Raw genomic sequence first — 21,621 nt, forward strand, 5'->3', positions numbered from 1 at the left:
AGGGAGAGCTGACATGATATTGACCCGCCGCGCCGCTATGGCCGGGTTCGCCGCGAGCGCCGCGCTTGCAGGCCGAGCCTCCGCCTATCCTGCACCTGTGACTGTTTTCGAAGCGCGCCGGATTCTCACGATGGAGCGCGCCTTGCCCACGGCGCGGTTCATGGCGGTATCGGGCGGGATGATCCTTGGTCTTGCCGACAGCCTCGACGCGCTTGCGCCATGGACTGGCGGTACCGCAGTCCATGTTGACCGGCGCTTCGCCGACAAGGTGCTGTTCCCCGGTCTGATCGATCCACACATTCACCCGATGCAATCGGCGGTGATGCTGAACCTGCCGTTCCTGGCCCCGGACGACTGGAACTTGCCGAGCGGCAATTGGCCCGGAACTTCAAGCCAGCAGACATGGCGCGAAAAGCTCGCCGAGATGGTGCGCTCTTACCCGGCTGACCCCTTGATCGTGTGGGGCCATCACGAACTGTTTCACGGTCCCTGCGACAAGGCATTGCTGGACGAGATCGCGCCTGATCGGGCGGTCTTCGTCTGGCAGCGCAGCTTTCATGAAATCATTGCCAACTCGGCTGCGCTCACGCGGATCGGCCTTGGCTCTGCGGAAAGCTTTGCCGCCGCGCTGGCCGCGACGCATGCCAACCCGGAACACAGCAGTTTCGAGCAGGGGATATTCTCCGAAACCGGCCTGCTTCTGGCGCTTGACCGGCTGCGCGGCGCGCTGCTCGCCCCGGAGAAACTCGACCAGGGTTTCGCGCATCTGGCAAGCATGATGCGCAATCGCGGCGTGACCACCACCAGCGATATGGCGACCGGCGTTTTCGCCAGCTTCGATATCGAAGCCGGCCTGATCGCGCGCTACTTTGGCCGGCCCGACAGCACCGCGCGGGCAATGCTGATGCCAATCGCGGGCGAATTGATGGCGATCGATGATATCGACGGTTGGCTGGCAGACAAACGGGCACGGTTTACCAATGCCAATGTCGGGCTGGATCGCCGCGTAAAGCTGCTCGCCGACGGAGCGTTCTTCGCGCAGAACATGCGCATCGCCGCTCCCGGCTACAGCGACGGGCACGAAGGCAAGTGGATCACCGAACCGGATTTGCTGCGCCAACAGGCAGAGCGATTGTGGGACGCGGGCTTTTCGCTCCACATCCACGTCAATGGCGACGAAGGGGCCGAAGTCGTGCTCGAGACGCTCGCCCGCCTTGCTCCGCGCGCGGCGCAATCGGTCACGCTTGAACACCTCGGCTATTGCAGCGAAGCGCAGGCGCTGCGGATTGCGGAAATGCGTTCGGCGTTGCGGCTGATGGTTTCGGCCCAACCCAACTATATCCGCGTGTTGGGCCGCGCCTATGCCGAACACGGATTGGGTCCGGATCGTGCGGCGACGATGAACCGGCTCGGCACGCTGGCCCGCGGCGGAGTGCCGCTGGGCCTGCACAGCGATTTCAACATGGCGCCAATCGATCCCTTCTACCTCGCGTGGATCGCCCAGACACGCGAAGGGATAGACGGCACCGTACGCGCCCCTGCCGAACAGCTGACGCGCGACGACGCGCTGCGCGCCATCACCATCGGTGCGGCGCAGGTGATCGGACAGGAGGCAACTATCGGATCACTGGCAGCGGGCAAGAAAGCGGACTTCATCGCGCTGGAGGATGACCCGTCGCAAGCACCGCTCGACGCGCTCAAATCAATGCCGATTGCCGCGACCGTGTTCGAAGGGCGGATTGCGGACTCCTAGAGCCGTATACAGCGCATCATTTTTCCGGGTCTTCCTCGCCCTCGAAGGGCGGCAGGTCGGTCTTGACCCCTTCGTACTGTGCCCGATGCGCAAAATATCCGACCAGAGTCTTCAGCACTCGCTCCGAAACTTCGGATTCCCGCGACCCCGGTCCATGAATACCAGGCCGAATGATTATGCCGTATTCCCCCCAATCGTCGATGAACTCCATGAAGCTGTAGCCGTGGACCAGAATGATCTGGCCATCGGGCAAGATCGGATTTCCGAACGGGCGGCGGTGTTCGATATCGAATGGATCGTGGTTCTTGATGGTATTGAACAAATAATCGCAGTCGGAGGCTGATAACTCGATCTGGTAAAGCCCGCGCTCTTCGTCATTGTCGGCAGGCCAGAGCAGCGCCGTCCGCGCTATGCCGCCGATAGCGGCGCTGCGGTAACTGTATTGAGGATCGTTGCCCATGTGGCACTCGACCGAACGAACCAAGGAGACCGCGCTGTATGCCACCGTCACCAAACGGATGGCGACGGTCCTGTTGCTTTCCTCGGGTCGCTCGTAATTGGCGTAGCTCTGCTCCCCGATCAGCGGCAGCAGCGGTTGGAGCAGGCGCTCGGTCCTGATCCAGTCAATCTCGCATTCAAAAACGTAACGGTCTGTGACGCCTGTGGCTTCGAGCGCGTCCAGTTCGTCCTTGCTCGGAGGAGTATTGAACTCGTCGCACTGTTCAAGCTCCAGTGCCTCCTCATCGTAAGGAACCACATCGGCCAGCGCAGGCTGCGCCGACAGCACCGCCAGCGCACCCGAGAGCAGCGCCAGCCTCAAATCAGGCCCGCGTGCGCCAGCGCATCATCCACGGCCTTCTTCGCGGCATCCGAACATTCGACCAGCGGCAGACGCACGCTGGGCGAAAACCAGTCGTGCACGCGGCTGAGCGCGTATTTCACCGGCGCGGGGCTAGCATCGGCGAACATCGCGTAATGCAGCGGGAACAGGCGGTCGTTCAACTCGCGTGCGCGCTTCAGTTCGTTGTTGTTGATCGCCTGCTGGAATTCGGCGCAAAGCGCGGGCGCCACATTGGCGGTGACCGAAATCGCCCCCCTGCCCCCGGCGGCATTGTGCGGCAGCCACAATTCGTCATTGCCCGACAGCTGGCAGAAATCGCGCCCGATACCCATCCGGTGATCGGCCACGCGCGAAAGATCGCCCGACGCGTCCTTGATCGCGACGATCCGGTCCGGATATTTATTGACCAGCGCCACCACCGTCTCGTCCTCCAGATCCGTCACAGTGCGGCCCGGCACGTTGTAAAGCACGATAGGCAGGTCGCTGTTTTCGGCAAGGAAGCTGAAATGCGCGATCAACCCCGCCTGGCTCGGGCGGTTGTAATAGGGCGCGACGCACAGCCCGGCGGCAGCACCCGCCTTCTTCGAGAAATTCATGTGCAGCAGCGCGTTGCGCGTGTCGTTCGATCCGCAACCGGCGATCACCGGAACGCGTCCGGCAGCCTGTTCGATGCAAACTTCGATCACGCGGTGGTGCTCCGCATTGGACAAGGTCGAGGCTTCACCCGTGGTGCCGCAGGGGACCAGAGCGGCGCTGCCGTTGTCGATCTGCCAGTCTACCAGCTTGCGAAAAGCCGCCTCGTCAAACGATCCGTCGCGAAAAGGAGTCGCCAGAGCGGGTATGGAACCGCTGAACATTGCTTTATTCCCGTGTCAGACAATAACTGGATCATAGCCGCGCAAAATGTTTCGCGCACCTTGTTAAGCGCCAGATAAGGAACCCATCGGCACTATGTCCAGCATGGCCAGAAATTTGCTCTCCAGTCCGATTGCCATCGCCGCCCTTGCGGCTGCTTCGGTGGGAGCGCTTTCGACGCCTTCATCCGCGCAAATGCCTCAGCGCAGCAATCTTGTCGCGACGCAGCCAAGCGAAATCGGCGCCGCGATCGCGCGCTGGGAAATGTTGCAGGAAAATCGCGAGCTGGGCTTTTCGGACTATGCCGGGTTTGCGCTGGCCTATCCCGAGTTTCCCCGCATCGAAACGATCCGGCTGCGTGCCGAGGCGACGCTGGACAAGGAATCGCCTTCGCAGGCTGATGTCCTGCGGTTTTTCGATGCCATGCCGCCGCTGACCAATCACGGGCGAGCGCTGTATGCGCTGATGCTGGGCGGTGCGCGGCGCGAAGAGGCGCAGGGTATGGCGCGCGAGGCGTGGCGCGGCGGTTCGATGAGCGAAACCGCCGAAGCCTACATGCTGAGCATGTTCGGTGCGCAATTCTCCGCTGACGATCAAATGGCGCGGATGGACGCGCTGTTGTGGCAGGGGGAAACCGGCCCGGCGGAGCGCCAACTCGACCGCATCCCCGAATCCGCGCGCGAACTGGCGCGGGCGCGGCTTTCGCTGGTGCGCGGCGAAACGCCCTATGGCGCCGACCTGACCGTTCCCGCCACCGCGATGAACGACGCGGGCTTCGTCTTCAACCTGCTCAATTACCACCGCTCGCGCCGCGATACGCAGGCGGCGATCAGCCTGCTGGCCAATCGCCGCGCCTTCACTGCCCCCGCATTCGATCCGGATGCGATGGTAAAGGACATGCTGGCCGTTGCCGAAGCTGCGAGCGCGACCGACACGGTGCGGATCGCGATGAAGATCGACGATCTCTTCGCGCCGGGCACGGATATCTCCCAAGGCTCCTTCGGTCTGCGCGATCGCTACACCGACTTGATGTGGATGGGCGGGACCAACGCGCTGTGGCGGCTGAATGACGGAGCCTCCGCCGCGCAGATGTTCCTGCGATATGGCAAGGCCGCGCGCACGCCCCTGACGCGGGCAAAAGGGTTCTATTGGGCAGGACGCGCCGCACGTCAGGCCGGATTGAGCGAGGACGCCAACCGCTATTTCGAAATGGCGGCGGAATTCCCGCATTATTATTACGGGCAGCTCTCGCTCGCCGCGCTGGGTCGTCCGATGCCGGGCTTTGCCGAACTGCCGCAGCTGCAGATCGACCCCGCCACCCGCGCCGAGTTCGAGCAGCGCCCGCTCGTCCGCGCCATCCGCAACATGGCCGCCAACCGCCGCGACTGGCGCACCGAGCGGCGCTTCTTCCAGGCAATCGGGGAAAGCGCCGATACTCCGGAAGAACTGGTGATGGTCAACCAGCTTGCAGCGGAGACGGGCCTCAAGGAAATGGCCGTCGTCATCGGCATGGAAGCAGGCGCGAACGGCTTTAAGGGCTTTGAGCGGATCGGCTTTCCCACCCATCCCACCCCGGTCGTCAACGACTGGACGATGGTGCACGCGATCAGCCGCCAGGAAAGCGAATTCGACCGCACCCGCCAAAGCCATGCGGGCGCGCGCGGCCTCATGCAACTGATGCCGGGCACGGCGCGCGAACAGGCGGGCAAGCTGGGCATGCAATACATGTCGGCCAGCCTCTACAGCGACACCGACTACAACATCCGTCTGGGCGATGCCTATTTCGCCCGGATGATGGATTATTACGGCGGGGCCTATCCTCTGGCCGTCGGCGCTTACAACGCCGGGCCGGGCCGCGTGAACCAGTGGCTGCGCATGAACGGCGATCCGCGCCGCGGCGAAATCGACTGGGTGACCTGGGTCGAGAAGATCCCCGCCAATTTCGAGACCCGCTATTACATCATGCGCGTGCTCGGCAATGCGGTGACCTATTCGCACATGTACCCGCGCGAAGCGGGGCTGCCGCGCACGATCGATACTTTCCTGCCCTGATCGGCGTACACACGTGTCAGCGCGTCAGGGACCACCGATCACGCCCGCCGGCATGGCCGCCCTCAAGGCGCGCTATGATCACCTGCTGGGCAAGGAACGCCCGGAAATCGTCGAGATCGTCAGCTGGGCTGCAGGCAATGGCGACCGCAGCGAGAATGGCGATTACCTCTATGGTCGCAAGCGCATGCGCGAGATCGACCGCGAACTGGGCTACCTCGCCCGCCGGATGAAGGCGCTGCGGATTGTCGATCCTGCCAACCAGCCGGACAAGGACAGGGTGTTCTTCGGCGCGAGCGTCGAACTCGCGGACGAGGATAACAATCGCAAGACCGTGACCCTTGTCGGGGACGACGAGCAGGATGCGGGAAAAGGTCGCGTCGGCTGGTCCTCCCCCATTGCCAAGGCGCTGAAAGGTGCGACAATCGGCGACGTCCGCACGGTTCGCCTGCCCGGCGGCGTCAAGGAATGGGAAGTTATGGCGATCAGTTATGAATAGGGCCGCTATCGCCTGCATGATCGCGGTCACCCTTGCAGCGCCGCTCGCTGCGAAAGAAAGCCTTGGGGTCTATTCCAATTGGGGTGCGTTTCGCGATGACAGCCCGCTGCGTTGCTATGCCATCGCCAAACCGTCCAATGCCGGGGACGCGCAACCCTTTGCCAGCGTTTCCAACTGGCCGCGCCAGAACGTGCGCGGACAGGTGCATTTCCGCCTGTCGCGCAGCGTGCGCGATGGCGAGGAAGCGACGCTGACTATCGGCGATCGCCGTTTTGCCCTGCCGGCCAATGATCGCAACGCATGGGCGCAGGATGCCCGCATGGATGCCGCCATCGTCGCCGCGCTGCGATCCGCATCCCGCATGAGCGTTTCGGCCCGCGCTTCCAACGGCAGCCGCTTTACTGATCGCTATGACCTGACAGGAGCCGCAACCGCGATTGACGCCGCCGTTGTCGGTTGCGCCGCGCGATGAACGACACGCCAGCCCGTCCGGAAATCACCGCGATGAACTTTGTTCTCGCGGTTCCCGATGCAATGGCCACCGCCCGCTGGTGGGTCGATGTGATGAAATTCGATGACCTGCGCGATCTTGGCGGTTGGGTTTTCGTGAAGCGCGGACGCTGCATGATCATGCTGGGATCCTGCCCCGATGCGATCCCTCCGGGCGACCTCGGCGATCACCAGTATTTCGGCTATATCGAGTTCGATGACATCGATGCCTACTACGCCGAGATCGACCACGATCGGGCCGACATCCTGAGCGCTCCCGAGAGCAAGGAATGGGACATGCGAGAATTCGGGGTTCGCACCCCGGACGGCCACCGGGTGATGTTCGGGCAGGACCTTACCTCGCACCCCCACGTCAAAGGCTAGTCAACCGGCCCCTGCGCGACTATATGCCGCGCCAATCATGGCAGACACGACCCTCATGACCATCCCCGGGCAGGTTGACCCGGTACCTGTCGCGCGTGACATCACGCCTCGCGCCGATGGCCGTATCGACCTTATCGGTCTGCCCCGCCCGCGCATCCGCGAACTGTTCGAGGAAGCGGGTCTCGACGCGCGTCAGGCAAAGCTGCGCGCCAAGCAGGTGTTTCACTGGTTGTACCACCGCGGCGTGACCGAATTCGAGGCGATGACCGATATCGCCAAGACGATGCGCCCGTGGCTGGCGGAACGCTTCGTGATCGGTCGCCCCAACATTGTCGAAGCGCAGCACAGCACCGATGGCACGCGCAAATGGCTGCTCCAGACCGATGACGGCCACGATTTCGAAATGGTCTTCATCCCCGATGCGGACCGGGGGACGCTGTGCGTGTCGAGCCAGGTCGGCTGCACGCTCAACTGCACATTCTGCCACACCGGCACGATGCGTCTGGTGCGCAATCTGACGCCGGGAGAAATCGTCGGCCAGGTCATGCTGGCTCGCGATGCGTTGGGCGAATGGCCCAAAGGCCGGATGAACGATCTGGGCGAAGAAGACGCCGGGCATTATACCGCCGATGGCCGCCTGCTCACCAATATCGTGATGATGGGCATGGGCGAGCCGCTGTATAATTTCGATCATGTGCGCGATGCACTGCATCTGGTGATGGATGGCGACGGGCTCGGCCTGTCAAAGCGGCGCATCACCCTTTCCACCAGTGGCGTCATTCCGGCGATGGAGCGTTGCGGGCAGGAAATCGGCGTGAACCTTGCCGTGTCGCTGCATGCCGTGCGCAAGGAAGTGCGCGACGAGATCGTGCCGCTCAACAAGAAATACGGGATCGAAGACCTGCTTCAGGCCTGCGCCGATTATCCCGGAGCATCCAATGCCCGCCGCATCACGTTTGAATATGTGATGCTCAAGGACAAGAACGACAGCGACGAGGACGCGCGCGAGCTTGTCCGACTGCTCAAGGCGTTCAACCTGCCGGCAAAGGTCAATCTGATCCCGTTCAACCCGTGGCCGGGCGCCAATTACGAATGCTCTACGCCTGAGAGGATCAAGGCGTTCAGCGACATCGTGTTCGAAGGCGGCATCAGCGCGCCTGTGCGAACCCCGCGCGGGCGTGACATCGACGCGGCCTGTGGCCAGTTGAAAACCGCCGCGGCCAAGAAATCGCGCGCGCAGCGGGATCGTGAAGCCGCCGCTTCGGCCGAGCTCTAATCTTCGGGACCGATCGCGTCCGACACTGCATCGCGGACATCGGTCGCAACAATGACGGTCCCGACAATGCCAAACGCCAAAAGGCCGCCAACCACGTAAAGCGCGGTGTTGCCGCCCCCACCCTTGTTCGATCCGGAATCCTCATCCGCGTTCAGGCGTGGCCCGAAGGTTGCGATCCTTTCGCCATTCACGAGCAAACGAGGATTTTGCTGCAATGTCAGGGAGAATTGCGCGCGCCTTTGCGCCCATGCGGGATCGTCAACCGAATTAGGGCGGAAGTCCGTCTGATTGTCGCGGGTCTGATATGTCCGGTTAGCGAGAGCGAAATCCAGCCGGGGAGCGTTATCGTCGGCATTTCGGGCGCCGCCAAGCGGTATGGTCACGGATGCCGTGGCCCTGACATCCGACTGTCCGGCAGCCTGAAAATCGCGCAAACTGTGTTGCGCGGCTGCCGGAAAATGGCTCATTGCAAGTGCAGCACCGCAAAGCGCGCCCGTGGCAAATCGTGAATTCATCTGTTCGGCCCCTCTCTTCTGGTTTTAGGTATCTGTAGCAAGTCTATGAAATATATAAAGCGCGGGTCCCTCTGGGTGATTGGCGCGCGAGCTTGAAGAAGCGAAAAAGCAATGAGCATCGACCGCGAAACCTACGAATTCTACCAGAGCGAAGCCCCGTTCTATTCATTCAATCCGGCGATCGGGCCCAGCCGTCACCTCGACGCCTTTCTTGATCGGCTGACGCCCGGTGCGCGGGTGCTTGAACTGGGGTGTGGCGCAGGCCGGGATTCGGCCCGGATCGCGCAGCGCGGGTTTGATCTGGATGCGACCGATGGTGTTCCGGCGATGGTCGCCAAGACCAAGGAACGGCATGGGATCGACGCGCGGTTGATGCGGTTCGATCAGTTGGCGGCAAACGCCGAGTATGAGGCGGTCTGGGCGCACGCCTGCCTATTGCATTGCCCGCAGGCCGAATTGCCCGGAGTGCTGGCGGCGGTGTATCGCGCGCTCAGGCCCGGCGGATTGCATTATGCCAGCTACAAGCTGGGCGATGGCGAAAGCCGCGACGGGCTTGGCCGGCTGCACAATTTTCCTTCCGCCGATTGGCTGCGCGATACCTATCGCGGCGCGCAGTTCGAATGGGTCGAGGAAGAAATCTTCGCGGGGAAAGGCTCCGACGGGGCCGAGCGTGACTGGATCGGGCTGACGGTGCGCCGGGGGAATTGAGCCGCGCGCTTTCCTACCCCGTGGCTTTGTGCTGAAACGGGGGCATGACAACTTCCCCTCCCCTTGCCGCACCTGCCTTCCGCCTGTCGGAAATGGCCGAGGTTTTTTCCTCCAGGACAGTGTTCCATCTGTTCCATCCTGTAGGGAATCGGGCGCCATGAAGCACACGGTCGAAGCCGTTTGCACCGGCACCGCCCGCCCATTCAACGGGGTGGAAACCAGCGCGATCGCCAAGCGCCCGCGCGAAGGCGTGGTGCAGGTGCTGGAGGAAGGGCTTGCACCCGACGAACAGGCTGACAGGCGCGTGCATGGCGGCCCGGAAATGGCGCTGCATCTCTATCCGCTCGATCACCATGCCTTCTGGCAAGCGGAGCTGGGCGGATGCGACCTGCTGGATGAACCGGGGGCGTTCGGGTCAAACCTGGCGGTGCGCGGCCTGATGGAAAGCGATGTCCATATCGGTGATCGCTTTCGCCTCGGCAGCGCGCTGATCGAGGTGAGCCAACCGCGCCAGCCGTGCTGGAAGATCGAGCACCGTTTCGGCCACAAGGGCATGGTCGCGCGGATCATCGAGACGGGGCGATCGGGCTGGTATTTCCGTGTGCTGCAAACAGGCGATGTGCGGGCGGGCGACGCATTGGAGCGGGTCGAAATCGGAGAGGTCGATTGGAGTGTCCAGCGCGTCTTCATGGCGCTGGTGGCGGGCAAGGCCAGCCGCGATGATCTGGCCGAGTTGGAGGCCATGCCAGCGCTCACGCCAAGACTGCGCGAACGCGCCAGGACGAAGCTCGGTTGAGCGTTTGGGGATCAGCCCGTCGCACCGATTGCCCGGCCTGTCTCCCTGTCAGCTTTGCCAACAAACCGTTCATCCAAGGTTCGACTTTACTGAACGAAAAGGGTCGTGCCCACAGAGGGCCGGAAAGGACAAACCGATGAAGACCCTTGCAATGATTGCCGCCGCAGGATCGCTCGCAGCCATCGCCGCCCCGGCCGCCGCCGCTGACCATTCACTGATGCTGGCCCCCGGATCGGTGGCCGATATCGCCGCACCCTATGGCGCAGGCTATGATGCCTACTCGACCGTGCGCTATGACGATTGGGATGATTGGGACGATGATGATCGCCGCTATCGCCGGGGTCGCCACTATCGCGACGATCGCATCTATGATCGCCGAGGGCGCTACCATGAGCCCCGCCGGATCGGCCATCGTGATCGCATCTGGCGCGGGCGGGACGGCAACTATTACTGCGAGCGTGACAACGGCACCACCGGGCTGGTGATCGGCGCAGGTGTCGGCGCGCTGCTCGGCCGCACCATCGACACGCGCGGTGACCGCACTGTCGGCACCCTGCTGGGCGGTGCGCTGGGTGCGGTGCTGGGCCGCGAGATCGACCGGCGCGAGCTGCGTTGCCGCTGAGGATGCCCCCGCCATCGCTTGGACTTGTGCAATGACACGGGGCGCTGATAGGAGGCAGGCCTATGCCCGATACAGCGCCCCTACCCGCCGTTCTTGTCACCGGAGGCGGAACCCGGATCGGAGCCGAGATCGTCAAACGGTTTGCCGCCGCCGGATGGCATGTGGTGATCCACTACAAAAGCTCCGACACAGAAGCCCGCGCGCTGGCGCAGACACTTCCCAGTGCCGAGATCATCGCCTGCGATCTCGCAGACGATATCGCCGCCCGGCAAATGGTCGCGGATCTCGCTTCGCGCCTCCCCGACTGGCGGTGCCTCGTGAATTCCGCTTCGATCTTCGAATACGACGATGCAACCAATCTGCTTCCGGCAACGAACAGGGAAGCAATGCAAGTCAACGCGCTCTCCCCTGCCGTCATGGCACAGGCCTTCATCGCAAGCGCCCGCAGCGCGGATGTCCGCAGTGTGATCCACATCACCGACATGAAGCTGGAAAACCCAAACCCCGACTTCTTCAGCTACACCATGTCGAAACACGCGCTCGCCGCTACAATCCCGATGCTGGCACAGGCGGCGCCTGAAGATGCGCGCATCTATGGGATCGCTCCGGGCGCGATCCTTGCGAGCCATGACCAGAGCGAGGAGGAGACTGAGGTCTCGCATCGCCTCAACTTGCTCCAGCGCAAGACCGGGGCGGACGAGATAGCCGAGGCGGCACTGTTCCTTGCGAGCGGCACCCTGAAAAGCGGATCGACCTTGTTCATCGACAGCGGCCAGCATCTGCTGTCGCAGGATCGCGACGTGATCTACCTCGCACGGGAAAAGGCGGCGGGACAGTGAAGCGACACGCGCGGACCACCCGCCTTTGGCACTGGATCAACGCGCTCGCTTTCGTGGTGCTGTTCATGTCGGGCCTCAATATCTCGAACGCGCACCGTTACCTGTATTGGGGCGACTACGGCTTTGATCCGGCCGATGCCTGGCTCACGGTCGTCCGCTTTCCCGCTTGGGCGACGATCCCCCAGCGATATGACCTTGCGGAGGCGCGGGACTGGCACAACACATTCGCCTGGATCTTCGCACTCGGCCTCCTCGTGATGTGGATCGCCAGCCTGATCAATCGCCATTTCTGGCGCGACATCGCAACCGGGCCGCGCGACTGGACGTTCGCAGCCTGGCGGGAAGCCATTGCCATGCACCTTGGCAGCGGGACCGAGGATGGGAGCCGCTACAACAGCCTGCAACGCATCGCCTATGGCGTGGTTCTGGGTCTGCTTCTGCCGATGATGATCTTCACAGGGCTCGCGATCAGCCCGGGCTTCGAGCCTGCCGCGCCGTGGCTGGTCGATGCGCTCGGCGGACGCCAGAGTGCGCGCAGCCTGCACTTCATCACCGCATGGACGCTGTTCGCCTTCGCCGTTGGCCATGTCGCGCTCGCCATGGCTCCCGGCCAGCGCCGTCAGCGCAAGGCGATGATCACCGGCACGCTGGATGAGGAGACACCGCGCTATGGCTGAAACCACACGCCGCACGCTGCTCGCCGGGATGGCCGCACTGCCGATGGCGGCCTGTTCCGAAATTGCGGATACCGGTCCGGCAGGCGATCTGTTCGACGCGGCAGAAGGCTTGCACCGCACAATGCATCGCGCACTTGCCCAGCGTCAGGCGCTGGCGCGCGAGTATTCGCCGGAAGACCGTTCACCCGACATCCGCGGCAACGGATCAATCAGCGTCGATACACCCGCCTATCGCGAGCAGTTGTCGAAAGGCTTTCCGGATTGGCGGCTGACCGTCAGCGGGCTGGTCGACAATCCGCTCAGCCTTTCGCTCGACGATCTGCGCGCCCTGCCCCAGCGTACGCAAATCACCCGCCACGATTGCGTCGAAGGGTGGAGCGCGATTGCCGAATGGACCGGGCCGCAATTGTCAGCGCTTCTGGACAAGGCAGGTTTGCGTGAAGAGGCAAAGTTCATCGTCTTCCGTTGCGCCGACACGCTTTACGGCCGCGCCTATTACGAAAGTGTCGACATGGTCGATGCCTACCACCCGCAGACGATCATCGCACACCAGTTGAACGGCAAGCCGCTGCCAGAGAAAAATGGAGCGCCCCTGCGAATGCGGATCGAGCGGCAATTGGGCTACAAGCACGCCAAATACCTTACCGCGATCGAAGCGGTGACCAGCTTTGACGACATATACGGCGGCAAAGGTGGCTTTTGGGAAGATGTCGGCGATTACCAGTGGTATGCTGGCATCTGATCCTCGCTATTCCGGATAGATCCGCGCCATCGTTGCCCAGTCCGCAGCGATCATCTCTTCCAGAACGCCAAGATCAACATCCGACAGCTTGTTGATGTACAGGCATGACTTGCCCGTGGAATGCTTGCCGAGCCGCTCAAGCGCCGCTGTACGATCCCTGGCCGCGATTTCGTCGCAATACCCGCCCATCAGATAAAGCGAGTGCTTGGCTTTGCGTGGACTGAAACCGCTCCGCATCCAGGTTACATCTCGCCCGCTGGCATAGGTGGTGTTGTAGGTGCCGAAGCCGATGATGCTGTCCCCCCACATCTGCGCTTGCTCACCGGTGACTTTGGTGAACAGTTCCAACAGAACCCGTGCATCTTCGCGCTTGGCGGCCGGTTCGACCCGGTTGATGAATTCATCAACCGATGCCTTGGTAGGAACGGTCTTTGCCTCTGCCACGATCGCTTTCCCCCTTCGTGCCGACTCCCGGATTGACAGCATAACACATGCCGCGCCACACCGAGGGCAGGAAAACGCGGAAGGGGAACGCTTAATCCATGTGGCTGCTCGACAAATTTCTTGGAAATGTCATCCGCGAAGGCCAGCTGGTCGTCACCGATCACGACGGCAAGACCTATGAATACGGAAATGCCGTAGAGGGGAGCCCGCCGCTCCATATCCGCCTGACCCACCGCAAGGCCGCCAATCACATCGCCCGCTACCCGCAGATGGGCGCTGGCGAGGCGTTCATGTGGGGGTGGCTGGTGGTGGAGGAACCGCACGACATCCGCGACCTGCTGCTGTTTGTGACCGCCAATTCGAAACGCATCGGCGACAGTGCGATCCAGGAACAGGGCATTCTGAAAAAGGCAGCGGAGAAAGTCGCTTCCGCGATCGACGGCATCAACTTGCGCGCGTCAGCCCGCAAGAACGCCGAGCATACCTACAATCTGACGCGTGAGCTGTACGAACGCTTCCTCGACGAAGATCGCCAGTACACCATGGCCTATTACCGCGAGGATCCGGAAAACACTTCGCTCGAAAAGGCGCAGATGGACAAGAAGGCGCATCTCGCCGCCAAGCTGTATCTGAAGCCCGGCGAATGCGAAGGAATGCGCGTTCTCGACATCGGCTGCGGATGGGGCGGCTTCGGCCTCTACCTGCACGAAATGTACGGTGTGGAAGTGCTTGGCGTCGCCCTCGCCCCCGATCAGATCAAGTTCTGCAACGAGCGTGCAGCAGCCGCAGGCGTCGCCGACAAGGTGAAGTTCGAGCTGCTCGATTATCGCGATGTCACCGGACAGTTTGACCGCATCTCGAGCGTCGGCCTGCTCGAACATGTCGGCACGATCCACTATCCGCAATTCTTCGAAAAGACCCACGAACTGCTCGCCAAGGACGGGGTGATGATCTCGCATTGCTGCGGCCGCGCAGGGCCTCCAGGGCGGACGGACGCATGGACCCGCAAATACATCTTTCCCGGCGGTTACATCCCCGCCCTATCCGAACTGGTGAAGGAAAGCGAAAAGGCCGGTTTCCAGGTGATGGACGTGGAGGCGATGCGCTTCCACTACAGCCACACGCTTGAGGAGTGGTACAATCGCACCGTGATGCACCGCGAAGAGATCACACGGATGTATGACGAAGTGTTCTATCGCATGTGGCTGTTCTACCTTGCCGGGGCCGAACAGAGTTTCCGCAACGGCGGTATGGTCAACTGGCAACTGCAATATGTGAAAGACCGCGCCGCGATCCCGATGACCCGCGAATACATGCACCACGAAAGCGCCCGTCTGCGCGACGTGGGCAAGGTGCCGACATGGCGGTTTGATCCGGGACTGAAGGAAGCGGCGGAGTAAGCCCCCTTTCCTTCCCGCAGTTTTATCGGCATGGGGCGCAGCGAATTCAGGAGTTACGCCGCAATGTCCGACATCAAGAAGGTCGTCCTCGCCTATTCAGGCGGTCTCGATACCAGCGTCATCGCCAAATGGCTCAGCGTCGAGCGCGGGCTGGAGGTTGTCACCTTCACCGCCGACCTTGGCCAGGGCGAGGAAATCGAACCGGCGCGCGACAAGGCACGCGCGATGGGGATTCCGGACAAGCACATCTTCATCGAAGACCTGCGCGAGGAATTCGTGCGTGACTTCGTCTTTCCGATGATGCGCGCGAATGCTCGCTACGAAGGCGACTATCTGCTCGGCACCTCGATTGCCCGCCCGCTGATCTCCAAGCGTCTGGTTGAAATCGCACATGAAACCGGAGCCGATGCGATCGCGCACGGTGCAACCGGCAAGGGCAACGATCAGGTTCGTTTCGAACTGTCGGCCTATGCGCTTGATCCGAACATCAAGGTGATCGCCCCGTGGCGCGAATGGGACCTGACTTCGCGCACCGCGTTGATCGCATGGGCCGAAGCCCACCAGATCAAGGTGCCGACCGACAAGCGCGGCGAAAGCCCGTTCTCGACCGACGCGAACCTCCTTCACACCTCATCCGAAGGTAAGGTGCTTGAAGATCCGTGGGAGGAGACACCCGACTATGTCTACTCGCGCACCGATCACCCCGAAAATGCGCCGGACACTCCCGAATACATTGAGATCGGCTTTGAACGTGGTGATGGCGTATCGCTGAATGGCGAGGCGATGTCTCCGGCTACCCTGCTCACGGCCCTCAACGATCTAGGGCGCAAGCACGGGATCGGGAGGCTCGATCTGGTCGAAAACCGCTTCGTAGGGATGAAGTCACGCGGGATGTACGAAACGCCCGGCGGCGAGATCTACGCCCGTGCTCATCGCGGCATCGAACAGATCACGCTGGATCGCGGCGCGGCGCACCTCAAGGACGAGCTGATGCCGAAATATGCGGAACTGATTTACAACGGTTTCTGGTTCGCACCCGAACGCGAGATGCTGCAGGCCGCTATCGACCTGAGTCAGGAAAAGGTGACCGGTACGGTTCGCCTGAAGCTGTACAAGGGGCTGGCTAGCGTCGTGGGACGCAAGAGCCCGAATTCCCTCTATTCGGAAGCGCATGTGACGTTTGAGGATGACGCCGGCGCCTATGACCAGAAGGATGCCGAGGGCTTCATCAAGCTCAACGCCCTGCGGCTGCGGTTGCTGGCGCAGCGCAACCGGTAGGGCGACTCGGACGGGACCGAAGGGGTTCTTCCCGCGCGCCTCGACACCTCGTTTCAGTCGAACGCAAGATTCGAAATGCGTCTATTTTCGCATTTTCCAGAAGTCTGAGCGGCTTCTTCAAGCTGGTTCCCCCCAGCAAGTGTCAAATGCGATGAACCGTTGAGTTGTCCACCGATCTCCACAGGAGATAGTGTCAAAAGTGGAAAACTCGCGCTTGGAAACCTTGCCGGAATGGCGATTCGGGAGCAGTCTCAAACTGTCTTCGGAACAAAAAAGCCCGAAAGAAAAGATCCGCAAGGAACTGATCTAAAAGGGATTTCGAGATTCAAAGATGCGGTGACGACTGTCCACGCGCTGTCTGAGAGACGGTTTGCAAAGGGTTTCGGCCAAAAGCAAGTCGGCTTGGTTGAGGAGAGTGCGAACGACGTCACCGGTATCGGCCACGATACCGGCTGGAGATAGCTGTAGGAAAGGGCTTTCGAGCCTGGAACTGGAGCGTTTGACTCCCCAGTCACAGGATCGCGGTCTCGGCTTTGCCAAGGGGCAGGCAACGCGAAGAGAGGGTTTCGGCCCGAACAGAGCGAACCCGTCACGAAGCATGGTCGGATGCCGGTGCGAGCGCCGGTGACGAACCGCGAAGCAAGGCGGTGCAAGAAAGCGCGAGCTGGAAAGCACAACCGGACGCGGCATAGACATCGGGCGCCAAGTGCGCTGACGGATGCAGGAAGACTGGTTTGCCAGTTGGAATGTGAACCGCAGATGCCCACGCGCTGGTGAGAGTGGGGTCGGCAGAAATGCCGGCCCCATTTGCTTTATGGGACTCAGCATCAAGCCGTAGCCTTGGCGCAGTCTGCGCTGGCAGCTCTCGCAAGAGCCGGTTGAAAGCTCATCGGTTCACCGCATTCCCGGCTCGCTTCGCGCCGCAATGCCCCCTTCTTGCGCCGGTACGACCTTGGTCGATTTGCCCTTTGACCACTTGAACCTGTATGGGCGCCATCGGATGGGAAGCTCTGTACGCCTTTCGCCTGTGCCTACGCACCGGCCGCGCGCCACACGCGTCGCATTGCGAGTGGGCATGGCTCTATGCCTGTTTGGCGCTCCCCTTGCCGCTTCCACCGCGCAACCTTCGGACTCTACCGATCTCGCGGCAGAGCCGTATGAGACGATGCCATTCGCCGCCGAGTTCGAAGGCGCTGTCGAGCCGCTTGGCAGCGATCTTTCCGCGTTCGATCCCGTAGTGCCTTCCACCGCCGTTGACCTCGACAGCTTCGAGCCGCCGGTTGAAGACGCCACCGTTGCAAGCAGCCTGGGCACCGGCATCGCCTCCTACTACGGGCGCAGGTTCCACGGACGCCGCACCGCCAGTGGCGAGCCGTTCGACATGCACGGCTTCACCGCTGCGCACCGCACCCTGCCCTTTGGCAGCCTCGTCAGGGTCACCAACCCGCGCAATGGCCGCTCCGTCACCGTGCGCATCAACGATCGCGGGCCCTTCGTGCGCGGGCGCACCATCGACGTCAGCCGCGCCGCCGCAGAGGAGCTCGGCATGATCGCGCGCGGCCACGCCCCGGTCGAGCTGGAGCTGCTAGCTCCCTAACTGCCCCCGGATCGCCCCGGCCGGATAGGCTGCGGTGTGCACGTTGACGTAGTAGCGTTCCTCGTGCCGCGCCATGTCAGCCAGCAGTTCCGCCTCGACCTCCAGGCACACCTCGTCCCGGTCCGCGCCCTCGAACTCAAGCACCACCACCGGCGGGCCGTTCTCGCCATCCTTGCCCTTGTGGATGTGCGCCGCCGTCACCTCGTCGAGGCCGTACACCTCGAGGTAGTAGCACAACGTCCCGCGGCCCATGTCGATCTCTCCGGTGAAGTCGCCGCCGGCATCCTTGCCCGCGCCTTCGTGATCGACTTCGTATTCCCCGAAAAGCGATGCCCCCAGCGAGTGCACTTCGTCATCGGCCTGCGCCGGAGCCACCGCCATGCCGAGCGCCCCTACGCCGACGAGCACGAGGCCAAAGGCGTTCATCGGTTTCCCAATAGCCGTCTTCCAGTTCATGATCCCTCTCCCCTTGAGGAAGAGGCAGCATATCCCCCTCTGCCGAGTCGTTGAAGCCCGTTTCGCAAAGGCTCTCCACAAGCTCGTCAAACCCGGTCACCAGCCACCATTCGGCCACCCCCGCTTCGAAGGCGGCCAGTTGCGCCGCCTCGATCGCGCCCGAGTTCTCGCCCTCCCCCTCGCGCGCCAGATCATAGGGCGTGGGCGCATCATCGGGCCGCGCCGCATCCATCCGGTCAAGCCGGTTGCCGAGCCACTGGCAATCCGCCTCGGTCAATTCGGCATCAGGATCGGCACATTGCCCGCCGCATTCCTCGCATGGCGTCCAGTGGGAAACCCTACAGGATGGAACGGATGGAACACTGTCCTGGGGTTTGTTTTCCGGCCCTTGCGCCGCCACCTCACCACCGCAAGCAGCACCCGCAGCAGGGGCCGCGCGCTCCAGCACTTCGGACAGGTCCGCGCCCTCGTCCAGCGCCGCAATCGCATCGTCGAGCAGCGGCAACAGCGCGGAGACATCCTCACGCGCCTCCATCCGGTCAAGCCGGGCGAGATGCGCCAGCAGCAGCCTGTCGGAATACCGCCGCCGCCGCGCGATTTCCTCTCCGTGGTAGAACACCGGTTCCTCCACCCCGTTGATCGCGCGATCGGCCAGCGTCGCCTCCGCATGCGCGCGCGCCGCCACCAGCGCCGCATCCCACAATTGCGCAAACAAAGCAGAGCGCCGCCGCACCCGGTACGCCGTCTGCGCCGAGACACCCGCCGCCCGGCACGCCAGCCGGACATTGCCGAACAGCTGCAGCGATTTGAGGAACGCCCCTTGCGCATTGGGGCCAAGGATCGAATGCCCCTCCCCATGCGGCCCGGCCAGCGGCTGAACAGGCGGGTGAGAGGAGGCAAGCGCCGCGTCTTCGAGCGCGAAGTCGGAATAGGAGATCATGCCGCGCCTCCCTTGCAAGGCAGCGCCGCACTTCTCCCCGGCAGCGCGGCACACCCCCTCGTCATCCCCGCGCAGGCGGGGATCCAGCTGGACTCCCGCCTGCGCGGGAGTGACGAGGGGAGGGAGAATGAAACAGGACGGAGGATCGGGGGAGTATCGGGACAATTCATGGTTCACCTTTTCGATTGCAGTGAACCGGCCCAATTATACGAAACCCGCCGAGTAGGAAAATCGGGAAGAAGAGACCCACCCCCAACCGCTGGCGCCGCGCCCGATGGCACCTAAGCCAAGTGAGCGAATGCGAAGGCCGGCGCCCGAGGCGCTACAAACACATGAGCCGGGGTACGTATGGCAGGATGGGGGGTGTAGGAAATTGCAGACGATGTAATCAAAGTTGTGACATCGAATGCTTGATAATTAGGTCAAATTCTGAATAGTCGCATTCACAATTACAAAGGTGGGCAAATTATGGTTTCCGAAGGATTCTTGTATGCTTTGTCGAAGGACATAGCGAAATTCGGAAGTCGATTTCTCAAAATCGAACGCGACAGCACCGAGCAAGCGTTCAGGAACCATGTAATATGGGCCGAAGGCTGGAGCTCCAACATTCAAATGTTCGGAATGGCGAAACCCGTTCCTACTGAGCGGGACACGATTCAATTATCAATAACCGATAGGCCAAGAAAATTCTATTCAGTCGACAAGAGGCTCAATTCAGCCAATTTCATAGAAGAGGATGATCTTCTATCAATGTCTGAAAATTTTTTAATCCTCGGCGATCCTGGATGTGGAAAAACTACGCTGCTAAAGCGTATTACCCGGTCCATAATCACTAAGGGCCCTAAATCAGACGATGACAAGATTGACGCCCCAATTGTAGTATTGGCTCGCGACCTCCACCAAGAAAACTCCTTGGTACACAAACTTGCCAGCATATTTGGCGTAAGCTTTAGAGATTTTGACAAATCTTCCTATGATGAGGAATTATCTAAGATAAAATCTATAGACAAGCGTAACACTAGGCTTCGAGAACTAAAAAATAGTTGGGAAAGCTCAAGCTTCATCGATGCTCAAAATTTAATATACCCATTGATAAGGGCGCGAAATTTTGCAATACTTATAGATGGAATTGATGAAATAGATTCAAATTATAGATCAAGCTTTGAGCGAAACTTGTCAGATTTCTTAAACGCTTGCCCTAACATAAAGCTGCTTGCCACTTGTCGCGCTGGCGATTGGAATTCCTCGACTATTTCAATAAATCTCCTCGCTATTGAAGCCTTATCTGCAGATGAGATAAGGGAGATCGTGGATTTATGGGCCGACGATCCAGTCGCTTTTCTAAAAGAGATACAGAAAGTTCCCTACCAAGACGTACTCGATCGACCATTATTTCTGACGCTTCTTATAATAATTTTCAACCAAGGGCTAGAATTGCCTGACTGCCCAAAGGACGTTTACGAACGGATTACATGGCTTTTGATCGACAGATGGGACCGTCAAAGAGATTTAAGCCGAAAAACTCAATTCTCTGGCTTTCTGTCAGAGAAAAAACTTCGATTCATAAGTCACATAGCGTTTTCTCTGATCTTTGAAAACAAAGAGAAGAGATTCAAGATTCAATCTCTTGAGGAACTTTATCTAAAAATCAGCAAAATGTATCGCCTGCCATCGGGCGGATTTCAAGATGTTTTATCTGAAGTCGAAAGCCATACAGGAATAATCGTCGAATCTGGATTTGAGCACTATGAGTTCTGCCATCTTACTGTTCAGGAATTTCTAGCTGCAAAGCACTTAGTTGGGATTCCTAAAAAGCAAAGCTTTGAGCATTACCTGAACATATCACCGGCAACTCTTGCTGTGGCGACATCTCTATCAGCAAATCCATCAGAGTTCTTGGCGCAGGTCCTTGCCGAGGTTGCCTCACACGCGAGGCGGCGCATTCGCTCCAACCCCGAAGCCATTCTAAGCACACTCATTCCTTACCTTCGGAGACTTGAGTTAGAACTACCTGAGCTCGCAACCAACAACGACCTAGCCATATCGCTGGTTTCCATATTCTCGGTGCTTACATTCATCTACCCCACCCCAAAGCGTTCGGAAATATCTGAAATTGAGTCAGCGATATCGAAGTTAGCATCTCATACACAATCAAGCAATTCGTTAGCCTTATTGTTACGTCGACCAGGAGTTCTCGAACCTACACGAAACCGCGGCCAATATTTGGTGAAATCGATGGGTAACGAATGGATCATCGACAAGAGATTTCTTTAAATTTATTTGCGCCCAGTTCTTAAGAATCGATTTGGCTGTTTATGGTCGAGAATCTCGACAAAGGGAGGCGAAATCCAACCATCGATCAGGTTGTACTTGTTAGGCATTTAGCCTTGTCGAGCTAGACAGCTGGACACCCGCAATAACCCCTCGCATTTCCCGTACTGATGTGATTCAGCGTCGGCGA

General features: G+C 60.7%; 23 protein-coding genes. 17 read left to right on the forward strand and 6 right to left on the reverse strand.

Features of this window, described 5'->3' with window-relative positions:
- Window positions 1–13: 13 nt before the first annotated feature.
- Complete coding sequence (locus AABA34_RS12010) at window positions 14–1,753, forward strand: amidohydrolase (protein WP_338302819.1); 1,740 nt, start codon at window positions 14–16, stop codon at window positions 1,751–1,753.
- Window positions 1,754–1,769: 16 nt separating this feature from the next.
- On the opposite strand, the gene AABA34_RS12015 is transcribed toward AABA34_RS12010, so the two are convergent.
- Both AABA34_RS12015 and dapA read right to left on the reverse strand, forming a co-directional pair.
- The gene (locus tag AABA34_RS12015; RefSeq protein WP_338302820.1) at window positions 1,770–2,573 is read right to left on the reverse strand and encodes a hypothetical protein; all 804 of its coding nucleotides are present in this window, start codon (window positions 2,571–2,573) and stop codon (window positions 1,770–1,772) included.
- Entirely contained in the window at window positions 2,570–3,451 is an 882-nt protein-coding gene (gene dapA / locus AABA34_RS12020; protein WP_338302821.1) for a 4-hydroxy-tetrahydrodipicolinate synthase, read from the reverse strand. Before dapA ends, AABA34_RS12015 begins: the two co-directional genes overlap by 4 nt.
- Before the next feature lie 103 nt (window positions 3,452–3,554).
- Between dapA and AABA34_RS12025 the strand changes: the two genes are divergently transcribed.
- The 5 genes from AABA34_RS12025 to rlmN are packed head-to-tail and all read left to right on the forward strand — an operon-like array spanning window position 3,555 to window position 8,146.
- The gene (locus AABA34_RS12025) at window positions 3,555–5,501 is read left to right on the forward strand and encodes a lytic transglycosylase domain-containing protein (RefSeq protein WP_338302822.1); all 1,947 of its coding nucleotides are present in this window, start codon (window positions 3,555–3,557) and stop codon (window positions 5,499–5,501) included.
- A gap of 13 nt (window positions 5,502–5,514) precedes the next feature.
- Window positions 5,515–5,997, forward strand: a complete 483-nt coding sequence (gene greB / locus AABA34_RS12030) for a transcription elongation factor GreB (protein ID WP_338302823.1) — start codon at window positions 5,515–5,517, stop codon at window positions 5,995–5,997.
- Complete coding sequence (locus tag AABA34_RS12035; RefSeq protein ID WP_338302824.1) at window positions 5,990–6,469, forward strand: invasion associated locus B family protein; 480 nt, start codon at window positions 5,990–5,992, stop codon at window positions 6,467–6,469. Before greB ends, AABA34_RS12035 begins: the two co-directional genes overlap by 8 nt.
- Window positions 6,466–6,870 (forward strand): VOC family protein, encoded by a 405-nt coding sequence (locus AABA34_RS12040; protein ID WP_338302825.1) that lies wholly within the window; start codon window positions 6,466–6,468, stop codon window positions 6,868–6,870. The genes AABA34_RS12035 and AABA34_RS12040 overlap by 4 nt, the downstream gene beginning before the upstream one ends.
- A gap of 37 nt (window positions 6,871–6,907) precedes the next feature.
- The gene (gene rlmN / locus AABA34_RS12045; RefSeq protein ID WP_338302826.1) at window positions 6,908–8,146 is read left to right on the forward strand and encodes a 23S rRNA (adenine(2503)-C(2))-methyltransferase RlmN; all 1,239 of its coding nucleotides are present in this window, start codon (window positions 6,908–6,910) and stop codon (window positions 8,144–8,146) included.
- Here the strand turns inward: rlmN and AABA34_RS12050 are convergent.
- Complete coding sequence (locus tag AABA34_RS12050) at window positions 8,143–8,661, reverse strand: hypothetical protein (RefSeq protein ID WP_338302827.1); 519 nt, start codon at window positions 8,659–8,661, stop codon at window positions 8,143–8,145. The two genes, rlmN and AABA34_RS12050, sit on opposite strands and share 4 nt — an antisense overlap.
- 111 nt (window positions 8,662–8,772) lie before the next feature.
- On the opposite strand from AABA34_RS12050, the gene AABA34_RS12055 reads away from it, so the two are divergent.
- The 6 genes from AABA34_RS12055 (at window position 8,773) to AABA34_RS12080 (ending at window position 13,045) form a co-directional block, all read left to right on the forward strand.
- Window positions 8,773–9,369 (forward strand): class I SAM-dependent methyltransferase, encoded by a 597-nt coding sequence (locus AABA34_RS12055; RefSeq protein ID WP_338302828.1) that lies wholly within the window; start codon window positions 8,773–8,775, stop codon window positions 9,367–9,369.
- Between the two features lie 157 nt (window positions 9,370–9,526).
- Complete coding sequence (locus AABA34_RS12060; RefSeq protein ID WP_338302829.1) at window positions 9,527–10,165, forward strand: MOSC domain-containing protein; 639 nt, start codon at window positions 9,527–9,529, stop codon at window positions 10,163–10,165.
- A 136-nt stretch (window positions 10,166–10,301) separates the two neighbouring features.
- Window positions 10,302–10,787 carry a glycine zipper 2TM domain-containing protein gene (locus AABA34_RS12065; RefSeq protein ID WP_034954409.1) on the forward strand — a complete coding sequence of 162 codons (486 nt, stop codon included), beginning with the start codon at window positions 10,302–10,304 and terminating at the stop codon, window positions 10,785–10,787.
- Between the two features lie 62 nt (window positions 10,788–10,849).
- Window positions 10,850–11,626, forward strand: a complete 777-nt coding sequence (locus AABA34_RS12070) for an SDR family oxidoreductase (RefSeq protein WP_338302830.1) — start codon at window positions 10,850–10,852, stop codon at window positions 11,624–11,626.
- Window positions 11,623–12,303, forward strand: coding sequence for a cytochrome b/b6 domain-containing protein (locus tag AABA34_RS12075; protein WP_338302831.1), 681 nt, complete (start codon window positions 11,623–11,625; stop codon window positions 12,301–12,303). The genes AABA34_RS12070 and AABA34_RS12075 overlap by 4 nt, the downstream gene beginning before the upstream one ends.
- Window positions 12,296–13,045: a molybdopterin-dependent oxidoreductase gene (locus AABA34_RS12080; RefSeq protein WP_338302832.1), complete on the forward strand. Its 750-nt coding sequence runs from the start codon at window positions 12,296–12,298 to the stop codon at window positions 13,043–13,045. The genes AABA34_RS12075 and AABA34_RS12080 overlap by 8 nt, the downstream gene beginning before the upstream one ends.
- 6 nt (window positions 13,046–13,051) lie before the next feature.
- Here AABA34_RS12080 and AABA34_RS12085 read toward each other — a convergent pair whose 3' ends face one another.
- The gene (locus tag AABA34_RS12085; RefSeq protein ID WP_338302833.1) at window positions 13,052–13,489 is read right to left on the reverse strand and encodes a DUF1801 domain-containing protein; all 438 of its coding nucleotides are present in this window, start codon (window positions 13,487–13,489) and stop codon (window positions 13,052–13,054) included.
- A gap of 98 nt (window positions 13,490–13,587) precedes the next feature.
- Here AABA34_RS12085 and AABA34_RS12090 point away from each other — a divergent pair, with 98 nt between their 5' ends.
- From AABA34_RS12090 to AABA34_RS12105, 4 genes are all read left to right on the forward strand, one after another.
- Window positions 13,588–14,889: an SAM-dependent methyltransferase gene (locus AABA34_RS12090; RefSeq protein ID WP_338302834.1), complete on the forward strand. Its 1,302-nt coding sequence runs from the start codon at window positions 13,588–13,590 to the stop codon at window positions 14,887–14,889.
- A gap of 63 nt (window positions 14,890–14,952) precedes the next feature.
- A complete protein-coding gene (locus AABA34_RS12095; protein WP_252258083.1) occupies window positions 14,953–16,167 on the forward strand; it encodes an argininosuccinate synthase in 1,215 nt (404 codons plus the stop codon).
- A gap of 231 nt (window positions 16,168–16,398) precedes the next feature.
- Window positions 16,399–16,629 (forward strand): hypothetical protein, encoded by a 231-nt coding sequence (locus AABA34_RS12100; protein ID WP_338302835.1) that lies wholly within the window; start codon window positions 16,399–16,401, stop codon window positions 16,627–16,629.
- A gap of 613 nt (window positions 16,630–17,242) precedes the next feature.
- The gene (locus tag AABA34_RS12105) at window positions 17,243–17,764 is read left to right on the forward strand and encodes a septal ring lytic transglycosylase RlpA family protein (protein WP_338302836.1); all 522 of its coding nucleotides are present in this window, start codon (window positions 17,243–17,245) and stop codon (window positions 17,762–17,764) included.
- On the opposite strand, the gene AABA34_RS12110 is transcribed toward AABA34_RS12105, so the two are convergent.
- Window positions 17,753–18,220 carry a CHRD domain-containing protein gene (locus tag AABA34_RS12110; RefSeq protein ID WP_338302837.1) on the reverse strand — a complete coding sequence of 156 codons (468 nt, stop codon included), beginning with the start codon at window positions 18,218–18,220 and terminating at the stop codon, window positions 17,753–17,755. The two genes, AABA34_RS12105 and AABA34_RS12110, sit on opposite strands and share 12 nt — an antisense overlap.
- Window positions 18,117–19,160, reverse strand: coding sequence for a hypothetical protein (locus AABA34_RS12115; RefSeq protein ID WP_338302838.1), 1,044 nt, complete (start codon window positions 19,158–19,160; stop codon window positions 18,117–18,119). The genes AABA34_RS12110 and AABA34_RS12115 overlap by 104 nt, the downstream gene beginning before the upstream one ends.
- 468 nt (window positions 19,161–19,628) lie before the next feature.
- Here AABA34_RS12115 and AABA34_RS12120 point away from each other — a divergent pair, with 468 nt between their 5' ends.
- On the forward strand, window positions 19,629–21,434 hold the full coding sequence (locus tag AABA34_RS12120) for an NACHT domain-containing protein (RefSeq protein ID WP_338302839.1): 1,806 nt from the start codon (window positions 19,629–19,631) through the stop codon (window positions 21,432–21,434).
- Window positions 21,435–21,621: the final 187 nt, after the last annotated feature.

The organism is Erythrobacter sp. Dej080120_24, assembly GCF_036322605.1.
Classification (GTDB): domain Bacteria; phylum Pseudomonadota; class Alphaproteobacteria; order Sphingomonadales; family Sphingomonadaceae; genus Erythrobacter; species Erythrobacter aurantius.